The organism is Variovorax sp. GW823-FHT02B07 (genome assembly GCF_058797695.1).
Window position 1 is genome coordinate 1,695,883 of record NZ_JBXAJX010000001.1, and the last position, 14,783, is coordinate 1,710,665.

Annotated in this window: 13 protein-coding genes; 1 reads left to right on the forward strand and 12 read right to left on the reverse strand. The window is 69.9% G+C overall.

The window, feature by feature from the left end; genetic code table 11:
- Positions 1 to 64 precede the first annotated feature (64 nt).
- Positions 65 to 436, forward strand: a complete 372-nt coding sequence (locus AC1RGU_RS07915; RefSeq protein WP_083259096.1) for a YgiW/YdeI family stress tolerance OB fold protein — start codon at positions 65 to 67, stop codon at positions 434 to 436.
- On the opposite strand, the gene AC1RGU_RS07920 is transcribed toward AC1RGU_RS07915, so the two are convergent.
- The 12 genes from AC1RGU_RS07920 to ribD all read right to left on the reverse strand — a co-directional run bounded on the left by AC1RGU_RS07920 (position 420) and on the right by ribD (position 14,768).
- Positions 420 to 5,639, reverse strand: coding sequence for an AAA domain-containing protein (locus tag AC1RGU_RS07920; RefSeq protein ID WP_492695846.1), 5,220 nt, complete (start codon positions 5,637 to 5,639; stop codon positions 420 to 422). The two genes, AC1RGU_RS07915 and AC1RGU_RS07920, sit on opposite strands and share 17 nt — an antisense overlap.
- Positions 5,636 to 6,874, reverse strand: a complete 1,239-nt coding sequence (locus AC1RGU_RS07925) for a SprT-like domain-containing protein (protein WP_492695847.1) — start codon at positions 6,872 to 6,874, stop codon at positions 5,636 to 5,638. Before AC1RGU_RS07925 ends, AC1RGU_RS07920 begins: the two co-directional genes overlap by 4 nt.
- A 91-nt stretch (positions 6,875 to 6,965) precedes the next feature.
- Entirely contained in the window at positions 6,966 to 7,898 is a 933-nt protein-coding gene (tolA, locus tag AC1RGU_RS07930; RefSeq protein WP_095947841.1) for a cell envelope integrity protein TolA, read from the reverse strand.
- A 3-nt stretch (positions 7,899 to 7,901) separates the two neighbouring features.
- The gene (locus AC1RGU_RS07935) at positions 7,902 to 8,339 is read right to left on the reverse strand and encodes an ExbD/TolR family protein (RefSeq protein WP_492695849.1); all 438 of its coding nucleotides are present in this window, start codon (positions 8,337 to 8,339) and stop codon (positions 7,902 to 7,904) included.
- Between the two features lie 36 nt (positions 8,340 to 8,375).
- Positions 8,376 to 9,098 carry a protein TolQ gene (gene tolQ, locus AC1RGU_RS07940; protein ID WP_070060387.1) on the reverse strand — a complete coding sequence of 241 codons (723 nt, stop codon included), beginning with the start codon at positions 9,096 to 9,098 and terminating at the stop codon, positions 8,376 to 8,378.
- Positions 9,095 to 9,553 carry a tol-pal system-associated acyl-CoA thioesterase gene (ybgC, locus tag AC1RGU_RS07945; RefSeq protein ID WP_070060388.1) on the reverse strand — a complete coding sequence of 153 codons (459 nt, stop codon included), beginning with the start codon at positions 9,551 to 9,553 and terminating at the stop codon, positions 9,095 to 9,097. Before ybgC ends, tolQ begins: the two co-directional genes overlap by 4 nt.
- Positions 9,550 to 10,737, reverse strand: coding sequence for a pyridoxal phosphate-dependent aminotransferase (locus AC1RGU_RS07950; RefSeq protein WP_492695851.1), 1,188 nt, complete (start codon positions 10,735 to 10,737; stop codon positions 9,550 to 9,552). The genes ybgC and AC1RGU_RS07950 overlap by 4 nt, the downstream gene beginning before the upstream one ends.
- Entirely contained in the window at positions 10,734 to 11,264 is a 531-nt protein-coding gene (gene nusB / locus AC1RGU_RS07955; RefSeq protein WP_369647275.1) for a transcription antitermination factor NusB, read from the reverse strand. The genes AC1RGU_RS07950 and nusB overlap by 4 nt, the downstream gene beginning before the upstream one ends.
- Positions 11,261 to 11,722, reverse strand: a complete 462-nt coding sequence (gene ribH, locus AC1RGU_RS07960) for a 6,7-dimethyl-8-ribityllumazine synthase (RefSeq protein ID WP_492695854.1) — start codon at positions 11,720 to 11,722, stop codon at positions 11,261 to 11,263. The genes nusB and ribH overlap by 4 nt, the downstream gene beginning before the upstream one ends.
- A gap of 6 nt (positions 11,723 to 11,728) precedes the next feature.
- Positions 11,729 to 12,883, reverse strand: a complete 1,155-nt coding sequence (ribBA, locus tag AC1RGU_RS07965) for a bifunctional 3,4-dihydroxy-2-butanone-4-phosphate synthase/GTP cyclohydrolase II (RefSeq protein ID WP_492695856.1) — start codon at positions 12,881 to 12,883, stop codon at positions 11,729 to 11,731.
- On the reverse strand, positions 12,880 to 13,551 hold the full coding sequence (locus AC1RGU_RS07970; protein ID WP_492685487.1) for a riboflavin synthase: 672 nt from the start codon (positions 13,549 to 13,551) through the stop codon (positions 12,880 to 12,882). Before AC1RGU_RS07970 ends, ribBA begins: the two co-directional genes overlap by 4 nt.
- Before the next feature lie 86 nt (positions 13,552 to 13,637).
- The gene (ribD, locus tag AC1RGU_RS07975) at positions 13,638 to 14,768 is read right to left on the reverse strand and encodes a bifunctional diaminohydroxyphosphoribosylaminopyrimidine deaminase/5-amino-6-(5-phosphoribosylamino)uracil reductase RibD (RefSeq protein WP_062481554.1); all 1,131 of its coding nucleotides are present in this window, start codon (positions 14,766 to 14,768) and stop codon (positions 13,638 to 13,640) included.
- Positions 14,769 to 14,783 lie beyond the last annotated feature (15 nt).

The following is a 14,783-nucleotide window of genomic DNA, read 5'->3' on the forward strand; positions in this document are numbered from 1 at the left end:
CCTGCGCGCGGTCCATCAGTCTGTTGCAACCTGGCCTTGGGCCACTCACAGGAGGAATGACCGCATGCATTTCAAGAAGATCCTCAAGACCACCGCGTTGACGTTCGGCGTGGCGCTGCCCATGGCCGCGGCCTGGGCCCAGTACGCCGGCCCGAGCTCGGTGCCGAACCTGACGGTCAAGCAGCTGATCGAGACCGGCCAGGACGACCAGCACGCCACGGTGCGCGGCTTCATCGTTTCGCACGACGGCGGCGAGCACTACACCTTTGCCGACGACACGGGGCGCCTGAAGGTCGAGATCGACGCCAAGTACTTCCCGCCGGGCGTGAAGATCGACGACAAGGTGCGCGTCGAGCTCAGCGGCGAGTTCGACAAGGACCGGCTCACCGGCAAGACCGAACTCGACGTCAAGCGCGTCATCACCGTCCTGCGCTGACCCCCGCCTTTTTCCCGAGCGCCTGCTCGACTTGGTCGAGCACGGCCTCGGGGGCGTGCAGCCAGTCCTTGGCCAGCACCTGCATCACCTGCCAGCCGAAAGCGTCGAGGATGCGCGGACGCGAGACATAGCGTTCCAGCACGTTGTGGCGCGTGCCTTCATGAGCCGCGCCGTCCACGAGGAGGCCCAGCGCATAGTGGCCCTGGCCCGCTGCGCGCACCGCGAGGTCGCAGCGAAAACGCGACTGCCCCACCTGTTCGTCCACCGCATGGCCGCGTGCGCGCAGCGCCTGCGCGATCTGCGCCGTGACCTCGTCCGTGCGCGCCTGGCGCGCCACGTGGCCGCGCGCGAGCGGGTTCATGCCTTCGAGCACGCGTCGCGCCGTGTCCTCGTCGCCGCGTGACAGGCACTCGGCATAGCGCAGGAAGTTCTTCAGCGCCGCCGCGCCTTCGTTGTGGTCGTTGGTGATCGCCTCGTGGCGGATGGTCGAGACCACCGCCATGTGGTGCTTGGCGCGGCTGAAGATCACGTTCAGCCGCTTCTCGCCGCCGCGCTGGTTGATGGGGCCGAAGTTCATCAGCATGCGGCCCTCGGGGTTGGGGCCGTAGCAGATGCTGAGGATGATGATGTCGCGCTCGTCGCCCTGCACGTTCTCCAGGTTCTTGATGAAGAGGCCGCAGAACTGGTCGTCTTCCTCGCGCACGTACTCGGCCTCCAGCCGTGCCGCGAAGTCGGCATCGACCGCGCCGAGCGCGTTCAGCTCCTCCTCGATCTCGCCCTGTTGCGCCTCGGAGAACGCCACGATGCCCAGGCTGCGCCCGGTCTCGCGCCGCAGCAGCTCGCGCACCAGCTGCGCGATGTGGCGCGCTTCGCCATCGTTGATGCGGTTCTCGTACACCGCATCGGCCACGCGGTGGAAGCTGATGGCGCGCGAGAGCAGGGCGTCGACCTGCGCCTTCACGGACTCGTCCGTCGGGCTGCGCGACTGCACCACGATCTCGCCGCGTTCGGGCGCGGGCAGGCTGCGGTCGGGAATGGTGTACAGGTTGCCCGCGTAGAAGGCCGCGTTCGAAAAACCGATGAGCGATTCGTAGCGGCTGCGGTAGTGCCAGGCCAGCAGCGTGGCCGGCAGGTTGCGCGCGCCCTGGTTCAGCAGGCTGTCGGCGTCGAGCACGACGGCGATGCGCTCGCCTTCCTCGCCGCTTTCTGCATCGTCGCCTGCGACCGACACGGTGTCTTCCTCGGCGTCGCGGCCCGACGAGAAGAAGCTCGTCGGCGGCAGCTGCATCTCGTCGCCCACCACGATGATCTGCGGCGCGCGGTACAGCGCGGGCACGGCTTCTTCGACCGGGATCTGGCTGGCCTCGTCGAAGATCACCACGTCGAACAGGTCGGCCGCGAGCGGCAGCGTGTCGGACACCGACAGCGGGCTCATGAGCCAGATGGGCTTCATGTCGCGCACCACGCGGCCGGTGTCGCCGCTGGCCAGTTCGCGGATCGCCTTGTAGCGCATGGTCTTGCCGAACTCGTGCTCGAGCTCGCGGCGGCCGGCGTTGTAGCTTTTCTTGAAGACCTTGCCGTCGGCGTCGAGCTGGCTGGCGGGCAGGGCGCTCTTTTGCACGTGGTCACGGAAACGCTGGCGCACTGCGGCGGCGAGCGTGCGCGCATTGCGTTCGAGCAGCTTGCGTTCGCCTTCGCCCAGGCGCTGCGCATGGCGCGCGAGCGTGGCGCCGTCGAAGCGCGGCAGCCAGCGCTCGGTGCGGTACACGCGCTCCAGCCCTTCGCGCGCGACGGCGTACTCGATGGCCTCGGGCGGCAGCGGCAGGGTGCGCAGCGCGGCGGCCACCGCCGGGTCGGCGTCGGCGAGTTCCTGCAGCGGCTGGAGCACCGACGGCAGCGCGTCGGCCTGGTCGCGCAGCGTGCGGGCCAGCGCGTCGAGCGCGTCCAGCGGTTGCGTGCCGGCGTCGTGCAGCAGGTCGTGCCAGAGGGCGTCGAGCGTGTCGACGCGCGGCGCGGCGGCAACGAGCTGCTCGACGCTGCGGCGGCCCGCGTCGGTGCGCAGGTGGGCCCGGAACGCCGCGCGCAGGCCGGCGCCGGCGTCGATGCCGCGCATCGCCTGCAGCTGCTGCGCGAAAGCCTCGGCGTCGGTGCAGCCGTAGTCGGCCTCGAGGCGCGCCGCCTGCTGGTCGAGCGCGGTGCGCGCGGCCTGTTCGGCGCGCAGGTCTTCGAGGATCTGGCTGGGCTGCGGACGCACGGCATGCGCGGCGAAGTCGTAGCGGCGCTTGAGTTCGCCCGACAGGCGCCACCACGAGGGCTGCAGCCAGCGCAGCAGCGAGCCTTGCTGCGCGCGGGCTTGCGCGAGTGCGGCCTCGGTGTCGCCGGGCGAGAGCTTGTCGCGCCAGTGGGCGGTGCGCTGCAGCTGCGCGTCGAGCGCCTGCTGCAGCGTGCGTCTTTCGTTCAAGGCGGTGCCGAGCGCGAGGCTGCTCGGGTGCGCCGCATCGAGCAGCGCGAGCTGGCCGCGCGCGGCCAGCGCGGAGACGCTGCGCGCATCGGCCACCACGGCCAGCGCATCGCGCCACAGCACGCCGGCCTCGGCCAGCGGTGGCCAGGCATCGACCAGCGCATCGCGGCAGGGGGCGCTCAGGTCGATGGCGCGTTCGCTGCGTTCGACCAGCCGCGCCAGCGGTTTCTCCTGCGCCAGCAGCGAGGGCGCGAGCTGCGCGAACACATGCTGCGCGAAGCTGGGCGCGCCCAGGCTTTCGGTCACGGCCAGGTGCAGGCGTGACACCAGCTCTGCATGCCGGCGCCAGGCCGCGAAGGCGGGCAGCGCCTCGGCCTGCAGCGGCGTGAGCGACGGGTCGCCGGCCTTGAGCGCCACCAGCCGCGACAGCAGCTCGCGCAGCGTCACGGCGATGTGCTCGGGCACGTCGTGCATGGCGGCGTCGAAGCGTTCGAGCGCGCGCAGGTCGAGGTCCATGGCGTCGAGCACCTGCGTGCGCTCGGTGCTTTCCTGTGCCAGCGTGCCGGGCGCTTCGAGCCACAGCTCGTAGGTCTTGCGCAGGTTCTGCACGAAGGCCTTCTTGTCGCCCTGCGAGTCGTGGATCATGCAGCACAGCTCGTCCAGCCCCTGCTGGCGCAGGCGGTGGAACACGACGTCGATGGCGGCGCGCTTCTCGCAGACGAAGAGCACGCGCCGGCCGCGGCCCACGTAGTCGGCGATCAGGTTGGTGATGGTCTGCGACTTCCCCGTGCCCGGCGGGCCCTGGATGATGTAGCTGGTGCCGGTGCGCGCCAGCGCCACCGCGGCGGTCTGCGTGGCGTCGGCCTGCACCACGGGCCACTGGTCGGCCAGCGGCAGGGCGGGCGGCGTCTCGCCGTCGACGCGGCGCGGCTGCAGCGAGAACACGCGGTCGAAGGCTTCGCTCGCCAGGTCGGATTCGGCCAGCCCCGAGTAGTCGCGCACCAGCGACATCTTGCGGTGGTTGAAGTTGCCCAGCGTCACGGCCGTGAGGTCGATGTCCCACTGGTAGGGGTTGCCGCTGCTCTCGCGCAGCGCGAAGGTCTTGCGCTCGGTGTCGTCGACCGCGGTGGCCGCCATCTGCGGCGCGCGCGGCTGCGGCGCACCGCCGACGGCCTCGCGCACCGGCAGCGGCACAGGGCGCACGCGCGCATGGAACAGCTGCAGCCCGCGCGGGCGGAAGTCGTCCTGCGCGTAGCTGAAGTCTTGCGAGGCCACCGGCACCGCCGAGGGCGAGCGCACGCGGGTGCGGCGCTTGAACTGCTCGAGCCGCTGGCGCGCGCGCTGGTGCATCACGGCGATCTCGGGCTGCTTCACGAGCCGCAGCTGCACGCCGGGCTCGCTCTGCGCGATCTGCGCCGACAGCTGCGCGTGGAACTGCTCGAGCGAGGTTTCGCGCAGGTCCACCGTCTCGGGCAGCGCGATGCCGTAGAGCTGGCGCAGGTGATGGCGCAGCGTGGGGTTCACCTGCGCCTCGCTGGCCGAGGCTTCGAGGAGGTACTGGTCGCGCACGCCTTTCTTGCGCGTGAGCTCCACCGGCAGCATCAAGAGCGGCGAGGCGATGCGCTCGGCGCGTTCGGCCTCGCCCTCCTTGAGGTTGTGCCAGCGCAGGAAGGCGATCACCAGCGACAGCTGCGAGAAGCCGTACTCGGCCCGGTCGCGCCGCGCCTCCTGCAGGATGCGGTCGAGCGCGCCGGGCAGGTAGGGCTGGTCTTCGAAGCGCAGCCAGCGCGCGAGCGGCACGGGGTCGCAACTCGCGATGTCGGCGGCGAAGCGGCCGTCCCACACGCACAGCTGGTCGGTGCGGATGCTGTTCAGGTCGACCACCAGCGGCACGCTGGCGACGGTGAGGTTCACATGCGCCTGCGTCGGCTTGAAGTACAGCAGGCGGTTGCGCCGCGACAGGTCGAACAGGCGGTCGCGCAGGTGCAGCTGGATCGCCTGGCGGCGCTGGCCCGCGCCGTCGCGGGCGGGCGCGATGCGGTCCAGGCCGAGGTCGACGGGCTGGTCGCGGTAGGTCTCGAGGCGGCGGATGACCGAGGGCAGGTCGCGTGCGCGTTCGTGGCGGTCGAGCGCGGTCATCTCGAAGATCACGGCGGCCACCACCGGGTGCAGCCGGCGGTTCAGCTCGAACAGGTTGTCGCGGTGCGTGGCGAAGCGGATCAGGTCGTCGCCGTCGGTGAAGTCGAGCCCGCACGACAGGCTGGCCAGCACCTGGCCCAGGCACAGGATGTCGCCGAGCGCGTCGTGGTGGCCCAGGCGCAGCTCCCACGCGGTGTAGCCGGGCAGGTAGACGGGGCGCGTGGGCACGGTGTCGGGGCCGGCGTCGGGCATCACCGCGAGGTTCTCGAGCGCGACGCCGGCGTCGGCATCGACGGTCAGGCGCGTTTCGCCGACCACGCGCAGCACGGAGGCGGCGGGTTGTTCGAGCGGCGCGATGGCCTCGGGGTGGCGGCGAGGCGCGGTGCCTTCGGGCTGGACGAGTGCCAGCGCGGGTTCGGCGGGCGCGTCGGTCACGCGGTAGGCGAAGGCGTTGCCGAGTGCGGCGACGTGGCCGAGTTCGTGCAGGGCCGAGACCTCGCGCAGCAGCGGCAGCATGAGCTTGAGCACGTCGTCGGTCTGCAGGCCGCCGTGGGCCTCGGCGGTGGCGAGGAGTTGCAGGAGCGGGGCGGGAGCGAGGGTCATGCGGCGGCGGCCTGCGAAGAAGAGGTGGCGGCCTTGTCGAGCAAGGCGGCGGCGTCGCGCTTGACGCGGGTGAAGTTGCGCTTGGAAAGACCCAGGTCTTTCAGCACGCGCTGTTCGAAGGGCGTGTCGCAGCCGAGCGCATCGGCCAGGCCCAGCGCGGCGGCGAGGGTGACGTCGTCCATCTCGGGATCGGCGGCGACGAAGTCGACCAGCACGCTGGCCAGGTAGTCGTGCAGGCCGGCGGGCGCGGGCTCGGGCGGCGGCATCGTCGAGGTGGGCGGCGTGAAGTCGGGGAAGAAGCGGCGCGCATGCGCCAGCAGCGACTCCGACTGCAACACGGGCCGCTGCAGCAGCTGCGCCAGGGTGCCGCGCGTGAGGGCGCTCACGCGCTGCTGGCCGAGCATGTCGAGCGTGCCCAGGTCGAGCGGACCTTCGAGCGCGGCGGCCAGCCATTCGTCGGCGTCGTGCTCGCGGCCGGCCCACAGGCGCAGCGCGCGGGCGCGCACGAACACCTCGGGGTGGCTCACGCCGCGCGTCTGCAGCGCCTTGTTGTTGGGGTCGGAGCAGATTTCTTCGGCCTGCGCGAGGTAGCTCGCCACGTTGACCTGCGTGAGGCCGGTCTCGATCTTGATGAGCGCGCTCACGGCGGGCTCGAGCGCGCCGCAGGCCACGCAGCCGCCGCGGTCGGCAAAGGCCTCGGTGTACAGCGCATGGCGCCGCGCGGCCTGCAGGTGGCTCGCATCGGCGCGCGGGTCGGCTGCCGTGGCGTGCAGCAGGCGGTCGACGACGTGGTGCTTGCCGCCGTCGCGCTCCCACAGCAGGTAGTGCGCCAGCTCGTGGCCGAGCACGGCCTGGCGCTCGGGCGACTGCAGCTTTTCGAGCAGCGGGCCCGAGAGCACGATGTGCGCCTCGCCCGGCACGACGTAGATCGCGGCGTTCATGGCCGCGCCGTCGCCGGACGGGGCCTGGTAGAGCGTGATGCGCGCCGTGACGCCCAGGCGCTGCGCGGCCAGGGTGGCATCGGCATGCAGGTCGGGGTGTGCTTCGGCGTCGAGCCGGTAGGCGCTGCGCAGCAGTTCGGCGCGCATGGCGGCCGTGTGTTCTTCGCGCGCTTCGGCCGAAGCGGCCCAGCGCCAGGCCTCGGGTTCGTTCGCCTGGAGGTGGGCGGCCAGTGCCTGCTGGTAGGGCAGCGGCGTCAGGTCTTGGAGGCGAACGGCAGGGAAAGAGTCGACCATGTCAGGAGCGCCAGCAACAATGAGTTGCCGACGATCCTAAACGAGCGGGTGGTGTCGCTTGCAATCACCCACGATGTGGGTGATTGCGGCTTCAGCGGTTGGGCTTGGGCTTGAGCGTGACGATGAGCGACGGGAAGATGCGCCCGTCGTTGTCGCGCGGCAGCTTGTCGGTCTTGCGCAGGCCGCGCTCGGCCGCTTCGTCCCAGGCCGGCAGGCCGCTGGACTTGGCGAGCTTGACGCCGACGATGGTGCCGTCGGGCGCCAGGTTGACCAGGAACTCGGCCACGGGGTTGCCGTCGACGTTGTCGGCATCGGGGAAGGTGATGTTCGGTCGCACCTTCTCGGCGATGCGCGCACCGTAGCCGCTCGACGGGCCAGTGGTGCGCAGGGCATTGCCCTTGGCGTCTTCGTTGCCGCTGGCGCCGGCCATGCCCTGCATGCGCTTGAGCGTCGCGGCGCGGTCGGCGGCGGCCTGCTTGGCGGCCGCCTCCGCCTTCTTCGCTTCGGCCTGCTTGGCCTCGGCTTCCTGCTGCTTCTTCTGCTCGGCCAGTTTCTTCTGCTGCTCTTTCTTGCGCTCGGCTTCGTCTTCGGCGCGCTCCTTGGCCTCGAGCTCCTTCTTCTTTTGCTGCTGCACGCGCTGCTGCTCGAGCTCGCGCTCCTTCTGCGCCTTTTGCTCCTTGAGCTTCTTCTCGCGCTCCAGCGCGATGTCGGGCGCAGGGGCGGGCGCCGGCTCGGGTGGCTTGACGGCCGGGGGAGGCGGCGGGGGCGGTGCGGGCGCAGGCGGCGGCGGTGCGGGCACGGGGGCCGGCGGCTCCGGCACCGACAGGCGCGGGGCGGCCTGCATCACCGTGGTGGACCACAGCTCGGCATCGACCGCGCCGTCGTCGGCCTCGCTGCGCCAGCGCACGCCCCAGGTGAGGGCGGCGATCAGCAGCGCATGGGCAATGAGGGCGAGCGCAACCGCGCGGGGCGTGCCGCGCTGCGGCGGCGGCGCGAACTCGGGGCGATCCAGGGCGAGCGACATGCCTTATTTGCCGCCCGTGGTCGTGACCGACAGCCCCACGCGCTCGATGCCGCTGCGCTTGAGCTGGTTCATCGCCTTCACGACGGTTTCGTACTTCACCGACTTGTCGGCGCTGATGACCACGGGGCGCTGGGCATCGCCGCCTTGCGCGGCCTTGGCCGCCGAGCCGATCTGCGTCATGGGGATCGACGCGCCACCGGTGCCGGTGGATGAATCCTTCTTGATCTGCACTTCGTCGTCGCTCTTGATGACGATCTCGATGGGCTTCTCGGGCTGCTTGTTGGCGCGGTCGACCGTCGGCAGGTTGATCACGCTCGGCGTGATGAGCGGGGCCGTGACCATGAAGATGATCAGCAGCACCAGCATCACGTCGATGAACGGGACCATGTTGATCTCGTTGATCGTGCGGCGGCCGCGGCCCCGGGATGAAACGGCGGGCATGTCGTCGCGTCCTTTGTCTCTTATGCGCGCCGCTGTTCAGCGGTTCGCGGCGGTGACCGAGGCGGCGGGCGTCACGGCGCCGGGGTTGGCCGAGAGGTTGCGCTGCAGGATGTTGGAGAACTCTTCGATGTAGGTCTCCAGGGCGATGGCGATCTTGTCGATCTCGCGCGCGAAGCGGTTGTAGCCGACCACCGCGGGAATGGCGGCGAACAGGCCGATGGCCGTGGCCACCAGCGCTTCGGCGATGCCGGGCGCCACGGTGGCCAGCGTCACCTGCGTGAGGGCGGCCAGGCCGGTGAAAGCATGCATGATCCCCCAGACCGTGCCGAAGAGGCCCACGTACGGCGACACCGAGCCGACGGTGGCCAGGAACGACAGGTTCTGCTCGGCCGCATCGAGTTCGCGCTGGAAGCTCGCGCGCATCGCACGGCGGGCGCCGTCGAGCAACGTGGCCGCGTCGGTCACGTGGCGTTCGCGCAGCTTCTGGTACTCGCGCATGCCGGAGGCAAAGATGCGCTCCATGGGGCCGGCGAACTTGGCGTTCTGCGCGGCCGAGGCGAACAGCTCGTTCAGGCTGGTGCCCGACCAGAACTCGCGCTCGAAATCGTCGTTGAGCACGCGGATGCGCTTGAGGGCGAAGTACTTGCGGATGATGGCGGCCCAGCTGGCGACCGACACGATCACCAGCAGCAGCACGACCAGTTGCACCACGAAGCTGGCGTGGAGCAGGAGATTGATGATGGAGAGATCTTGGTTCATGGCTTGAAAGGTTGAGTCATGGAGCCGCTGGAGTGCTCGAGGGTTCCCGAAACTTGGGCCGGAATGCGCGCAGGGCGCAAGGTGGCGGCGTCCACCCAGCCGATGCGGATCGTGCCTTCGCACAGCAAGACCGGTGCCGCGGCCCCGGTGCGTTCTTGCTCTGTTTTTGATAGCACGCGCTGACCGATTATCAACGACGCCGTGCCCAGTTGCCGCAGCTCGGCTGTAACCAGCAGTTCGTCGTCCAGCCGCGAGGGCCGATGGTATTTGAGCTGCGTTTCGCTCACCACGAACTGGCCGCCGGTGGCTTCCTTGAGCTTGCGCTGCTCGACGCCCAGGGAGCGCAGCCACTCGGTGCGACCGCGCTCCATGAACTTCAGGTAGTTGGCGTAGAACACGATGCCACCCGCATCGGTGTCTTCCCAGTAGACGCGAATCGGAAACTCGAAACTCATTGCGCGATCATGGCCCGCAGGCGCTCGACCGATTCCTGCAGGTGCGCCATCGAACTGGCGGTGGAGAAGCGCACGAACTTCGCGGTCTCGGCGGTGCCGAAGTCGCGCCCGGGCGTCACGGCCAGGTGGGCGCGCTTCATGGTCTCGAAAGCGAAGTCCCAGCTGCCCGAGATGCCGAGCTTGTCGGCCACGCTCGTGCAGTCGGCCCAGGCGTAGAAGGCGCCGTCGGGCACCACGGGCACGTTCAGGCCCAGGGCGTTCAGTTGCGGAATGAACCAGTCGCGGCGCGCCTTGAACTCGGCGCGGCGGCGTTCGTACTCGGCGATGCTCTCGGCCTCGAAGCAGGCCAGCGCGGCGTACTGCGACACGGTGCTCGCGCAGATGAAGAGGTTCTGCGCCAGGCGCTCGACCACCGGCACCAGCACCTCGGGCACCACCAGCCAGCCCAGGCGCCAACCGGTCATGTTGAAGTACTTGCTGAAGCTGTTGATGCTGATGACGTTGTCGTCGATGGCCAGCGCCGTCTGCCCGAAGGCATCGTCGTACGACAGGCCCAGGTAGATCTCGTCGATCAGCGTGATGCCGCCGCGCTGCGACACCACCTTGTGGATGCGGCGCAGCTCGTCGGGCGCGATCGAGGTGCCGGTCGGGTTCGAGGGCGAGGCCAGCAGCACGCCGCGGGTCTTGTCGGTCCAGGCGGCCTCGACCTTGGCGGCGGTGAGCTGGAAGCGCTCCTCGGCCGTGGTCGGCACCAGCACGGCCTTGCCGTCTGCTGCGCTCACGAAGTGGCGGTTGCAGGGGTAGCTTGGGTCGGGCATCAGGATCTCGTCGCCCGATTCGATCAGCGCGAGGCAGGCCAGCTGCAGCGCGGCCGAGGCACCGGCCGTGACGACGATGCGGCGCGCCGGCACGTCGACGTTGAAGCGCTGCTTGTACCAGCCGCTGATGCGCTCGCGCAGGTGGTCCAGGCCGGTGGCCTGCGTGTACTGCGTGGCGCCGGCGCGCACGGCGCGGGCCGCAGCTTCCTGCACCAGGGGCGGGGCGGTGAAGTCTGGCTCGCCGATGTTCAGGAAGATCATCGGACGGTCGGTGTGGGCCACTTCGCGGGCCAGCACCCCAGCCGCCTTGGCGACCTCCATCACGTAAAACGGTTCGATGCGCTGCGCGCGCGTCGAGATCCTCATGGGCGCGCCTTGCCGGTGGCCCGGTCGGCTTCCACTTCAAGCGGGCGCAGCTGCGGTGCCAGGCCGTTGAGCACGGCGTTCACGTACTTGTGGCCGTCGGTGCCACCGAATTCCTTGGCGAGTTCGATGCACTCGTTGAGCACCACGCGCCACGGCACGTCGGGGCAGTTCTGGAACTCGTACACGCCGATCCACATCACGGCGTGCTCGATGGGCGAGATTTCGGTGAACTTGCGGTCCAGCAGCGGCAGGATCAGTGCGTCGAGCTGCTCGGCGCCGTTGATCGAGCCGTGCAGCAGCGCGTCGTAGTGCGCCGCGTCGGCCTTGTGGAAGCCCGCGAGGTCGCGCGTGAAGTGGTCGATGTCGGTCGGGTCGTTGCGGCCCACCAGGTGCTGGTAGAGCGCCTGCAGCGCGAACTCGCGCGCGCGGCTGCGGTTGGACTTGGCTGCGGCCTTGCGTGCGCCCGTGCTGGTGAGGCCGGTGCGCGACTGGCGGGGCTTGGCGGACTTGGAGGTGTCTTCGGTCATGAAAGGGTGGCCAGCAGTTGTGCCATCTCGACCGCCACCTGGGCTGCGTCGCGGCCCTTGTCGGTCTGGCGGGCGACGGCCTGTTCGAGGTTTTCGGTCGTGAGGATCGCGTTGGCGATGGGCAGGCGGTAGTCGAGCGCGACGCGGCTCACGCTCGCGCCCGATTCGTTGGCCACCAGTTCGAAGTGGTAGGTCTCGCCGCGGATGATGCAGCCCAGCGCCACCAGCGCGTGGTAGCCCCCGCGCTCGGCGAGCGCCTGCAGCGCCACGGGCACTTCGAGCGCGCCGGGCACCTGCACATGATGGATGTCGGACGCGGCCACGCCGAGCGCCTCGAGCTCCGACAGGCAGGCCTTGGCCAGTGCGTCGGTGATGTCGGCGTTGAAGCGCGCCTGCACGATGCCGATGCGCAGGCCTTTGCCGTTGAGGGTGATCTCGCCCTTGTTGGAACCTTGCATGGTCGTTCAGTCTTTCGTGAGGTAACCGGCGATTTCGAGGCCGAAGCCGGCGGCCATGCTCGGCATGCGACGCGGCGCGCCGAGCAGGTTCATCTTGTGCACGCCGCATTCGCGCAGGATCTGCGCGCCGATGCCGTAGTTGCGCAGGTCCATGCGGCCGCGCTCGGGCGCTTGCGCGGGGCGCGCGGTGCCGTCGAACTGCGCGAGCAGCTCGGCCGCGGTTTCGCCGCAGTTCAGCAGCACGGCCACGCCCTTGCCTTCGTTCGCGATGTGCGAGAGGCTGGCGTCCAGGCTCCAGGAGTGCATTGGGCGGTTGACTTCGAGCGCGTCGAGCACCGACAGCGGCTCGTGCACGCGCACCGACACCGTCTCTTCGGGTGCCCACTGGCCGCGCACCAGCGCCAGGTGCACGCCGCGGCTGGGCTTGTCGACGAAGGCGTGGGCGGTGAAGGCGCCCCAGTTGGTCTGGATCTCGCGGCAGCCGACTTTTTCGACCAGCGATTCGACGCGGCTGCGGTGCTCGATGAGCGCGGCAATCGTGCCGATCTTGAGGCCGTGCTCGGCCGCGAAGATCTGCAGGTCGGGCAGGCGGGCCATCGTGCCGTCTTCGTTCATCACTTCGCAGATCACCGAGGCGGGCGAGCAGCCGGCCATGGCGGCGAGGTCGCAGCCGGCTTCGGTGTGGCCGGCGCGCATGAGCACGCCGCCATCCACCGCCTGCAGCGGGAAGATGTGGCCGGGCTGCACCAGGTCGGCGGCCACGGCGTTGCGCGCCACGGCGGCCTGCACGGTGCGGGCGCGGTCGGCGGCCGAGATGCCGGTGGTCACGCCTTCGGCTGCCTCGATGGAGACGGTGAATGCAGTGGAATGCTTGGCGCCGTTGCGCTGGACCATCGGCGGCAGCTGCAGCCGCTCGCACATCTCGCGCGAGAGCGTGAGGCAGATCAGGCCGCGCGCGTGGCGGGCCATGAAGTTGATGGACTCGGCGGTGATGTGGTCGGCGGCGATGACGATGTCGCCTTCGTTCTCGCGGTCTTCCTCGTCTACGAGGATGACCATGCGGCCGGCGGCCAGCTCGACCACGATGTCTTCGACCGGGGAGATCGGTGCGGGTGCACGGTCGGCGCGCGGGGCGCCGATCGGCGTGACGGAGGCGTTCATTTCGAAGTGTCCTTGGGAGACGTGGAAGACGTCAGAGAGGGGGTGAGCATGCCGGCCTGAAGCATGCGCTCCACGTAGCGCGCCACGGTGTCGATTTCGAGGTTGACCTTCGAGCCGGCCTTCAGGCCGCCGAGGGAAGTGTTTTCCACGGTGTGCGGGATCAGGTTGATGCTGACCTCGGCGCCGTCGGCAATGTCGCTCACGCTGTTGACCGTGAGGCTCACGCCGTTGATGGTGATCGAGCCCTTGTAGGCCAGGAAGCGCGCCAGCGCGGGCGGTGCGACCACGCGCAGTTCCCAGCTTTCGCCGACCGGCGCGAAGAAGCTCACGTGGCCGATGCCGTCCACGTGGCCCGAGACGATGTGGCCGCCGAGGCGGTCGCTGGCGCGCAGGGCCTTCTCGAGGTTGATGCGGCTGCCTTCGTCGGTCAGGCCGGCCGTCTTGTCGAGGGACTCCGCGGAAATGTCGATGGTGAATTGCCCGCGTTCAGGTGCGAGCGTGGTGACAGTCATGCAGGCGCCGTTGAGCGCGATGCTGTCGCCGAGCCCGACGTCGTCGAGGTAGCCGTCGGGCACCTCGATGCTGAGTCGCTTGCCGTAGGAGGAGGAGGTGCCGAGGTCGTGGATGGCGGCGATGCGCCCCACGCCGGTGATGATTCCGGTGAACATTTCCACATTTTCGCAGACATCGAGGGGTCTTCGGCCCGAAGGGCCGGTTTGCGGCTGCGAATGTGCCGCGCCGCGTGGGCGGCGGCTCAGAAGCGGTCGCGGCCGGCGACGCGCGCGACGATGCGCAGGTCGGGCCCCAGCATGTCCACCGACTTGAATTCGAGCGGCAGCGCGCCTGCGAGCGAGGTGAGCGGGCCTTCGGCATGCAGGTGGCTGGCGATGTCGAGCCCGCTGCCGATCAGCTTGGGCGCCAGGTACACCAGCAGCTCGTCCACGCAGCCTTCGCGCAGCAGCGAGCCGTTGAGCTTGTGGCCCGATTCGACATGCAGTTCGTTGACGCCGCGCGCCGCGAGGTCCTGGAGCATCGCGGGCAGGTCGACCTTGCCGTGCAGGTTGGGCAGGCAGGTGATGGTGGCGCCGCGGGCTTCGAGCGCGGCCGCCTTTTCTTCGTTGTGTCGGCTCGCGGCGTAGATCCAGACGGCGCGGCCAGCTATGAAAATGTGAGCGTCGGGAGAGGTCTGGAGATGGCTGTCGACCACCACGAGGTGGGGCTGGCGCGGTGTGTCGACCAGGCGCACGTCCAGGCGCGGGTTGTCTTCGAGCAGCGTGCCGACGCCGGTCAGCACGGCACCGGTGCGGGCCCGCCAGGCGTGGCCGTCGGCGCGCGCGGCCTCGCCGGTGATCCACTGGCTCACGCCGTTGTGCAGGCCGGTGCGGCCGTCGATCGAGGCGGCGATCTTCATTCGAACCCAGGGCTGCTGGCGGATCATGCGGCTGAAGAAGCCGATGTTGAGCTCGCGGGATTCGTCGGCGCCCGGGCCGACTTCGACCTCGACGCCTGCCGCGCGCAGCCGCTCGAAGCCTTGTCCCGCCACGAGCGGGTTCGGGTCGGCGAGCGAGGCCACGACGCGGCGCACGCCGGCGGCGATCAGTGCGTCGCAGCAGGGGCCGGTGCGGCCGTGGTGCGAGCAGGGTTCGAGCGTGACGTAGGCGGTGGCGCCCGCGGTCGAATGGCCCTGGGCCTGCGCATCGCGCAGCGCCATCACCTCGGCGTGCGGCCCGCCGGCCTGTTGCGTGTGGCCCTGGCCGATCACGCGGCCGTTGGCGTCGCACAGCACGCAGCCGACGCGCGGGTTCGGGTCGGTCAGGCGGATCGCGGAGGTGGCCAGCCGCAGGGCGGTGGCGATGTGGGAGGCGTCGTGTCGGGAAGAGGACATGCCGGGTTCGTTCAC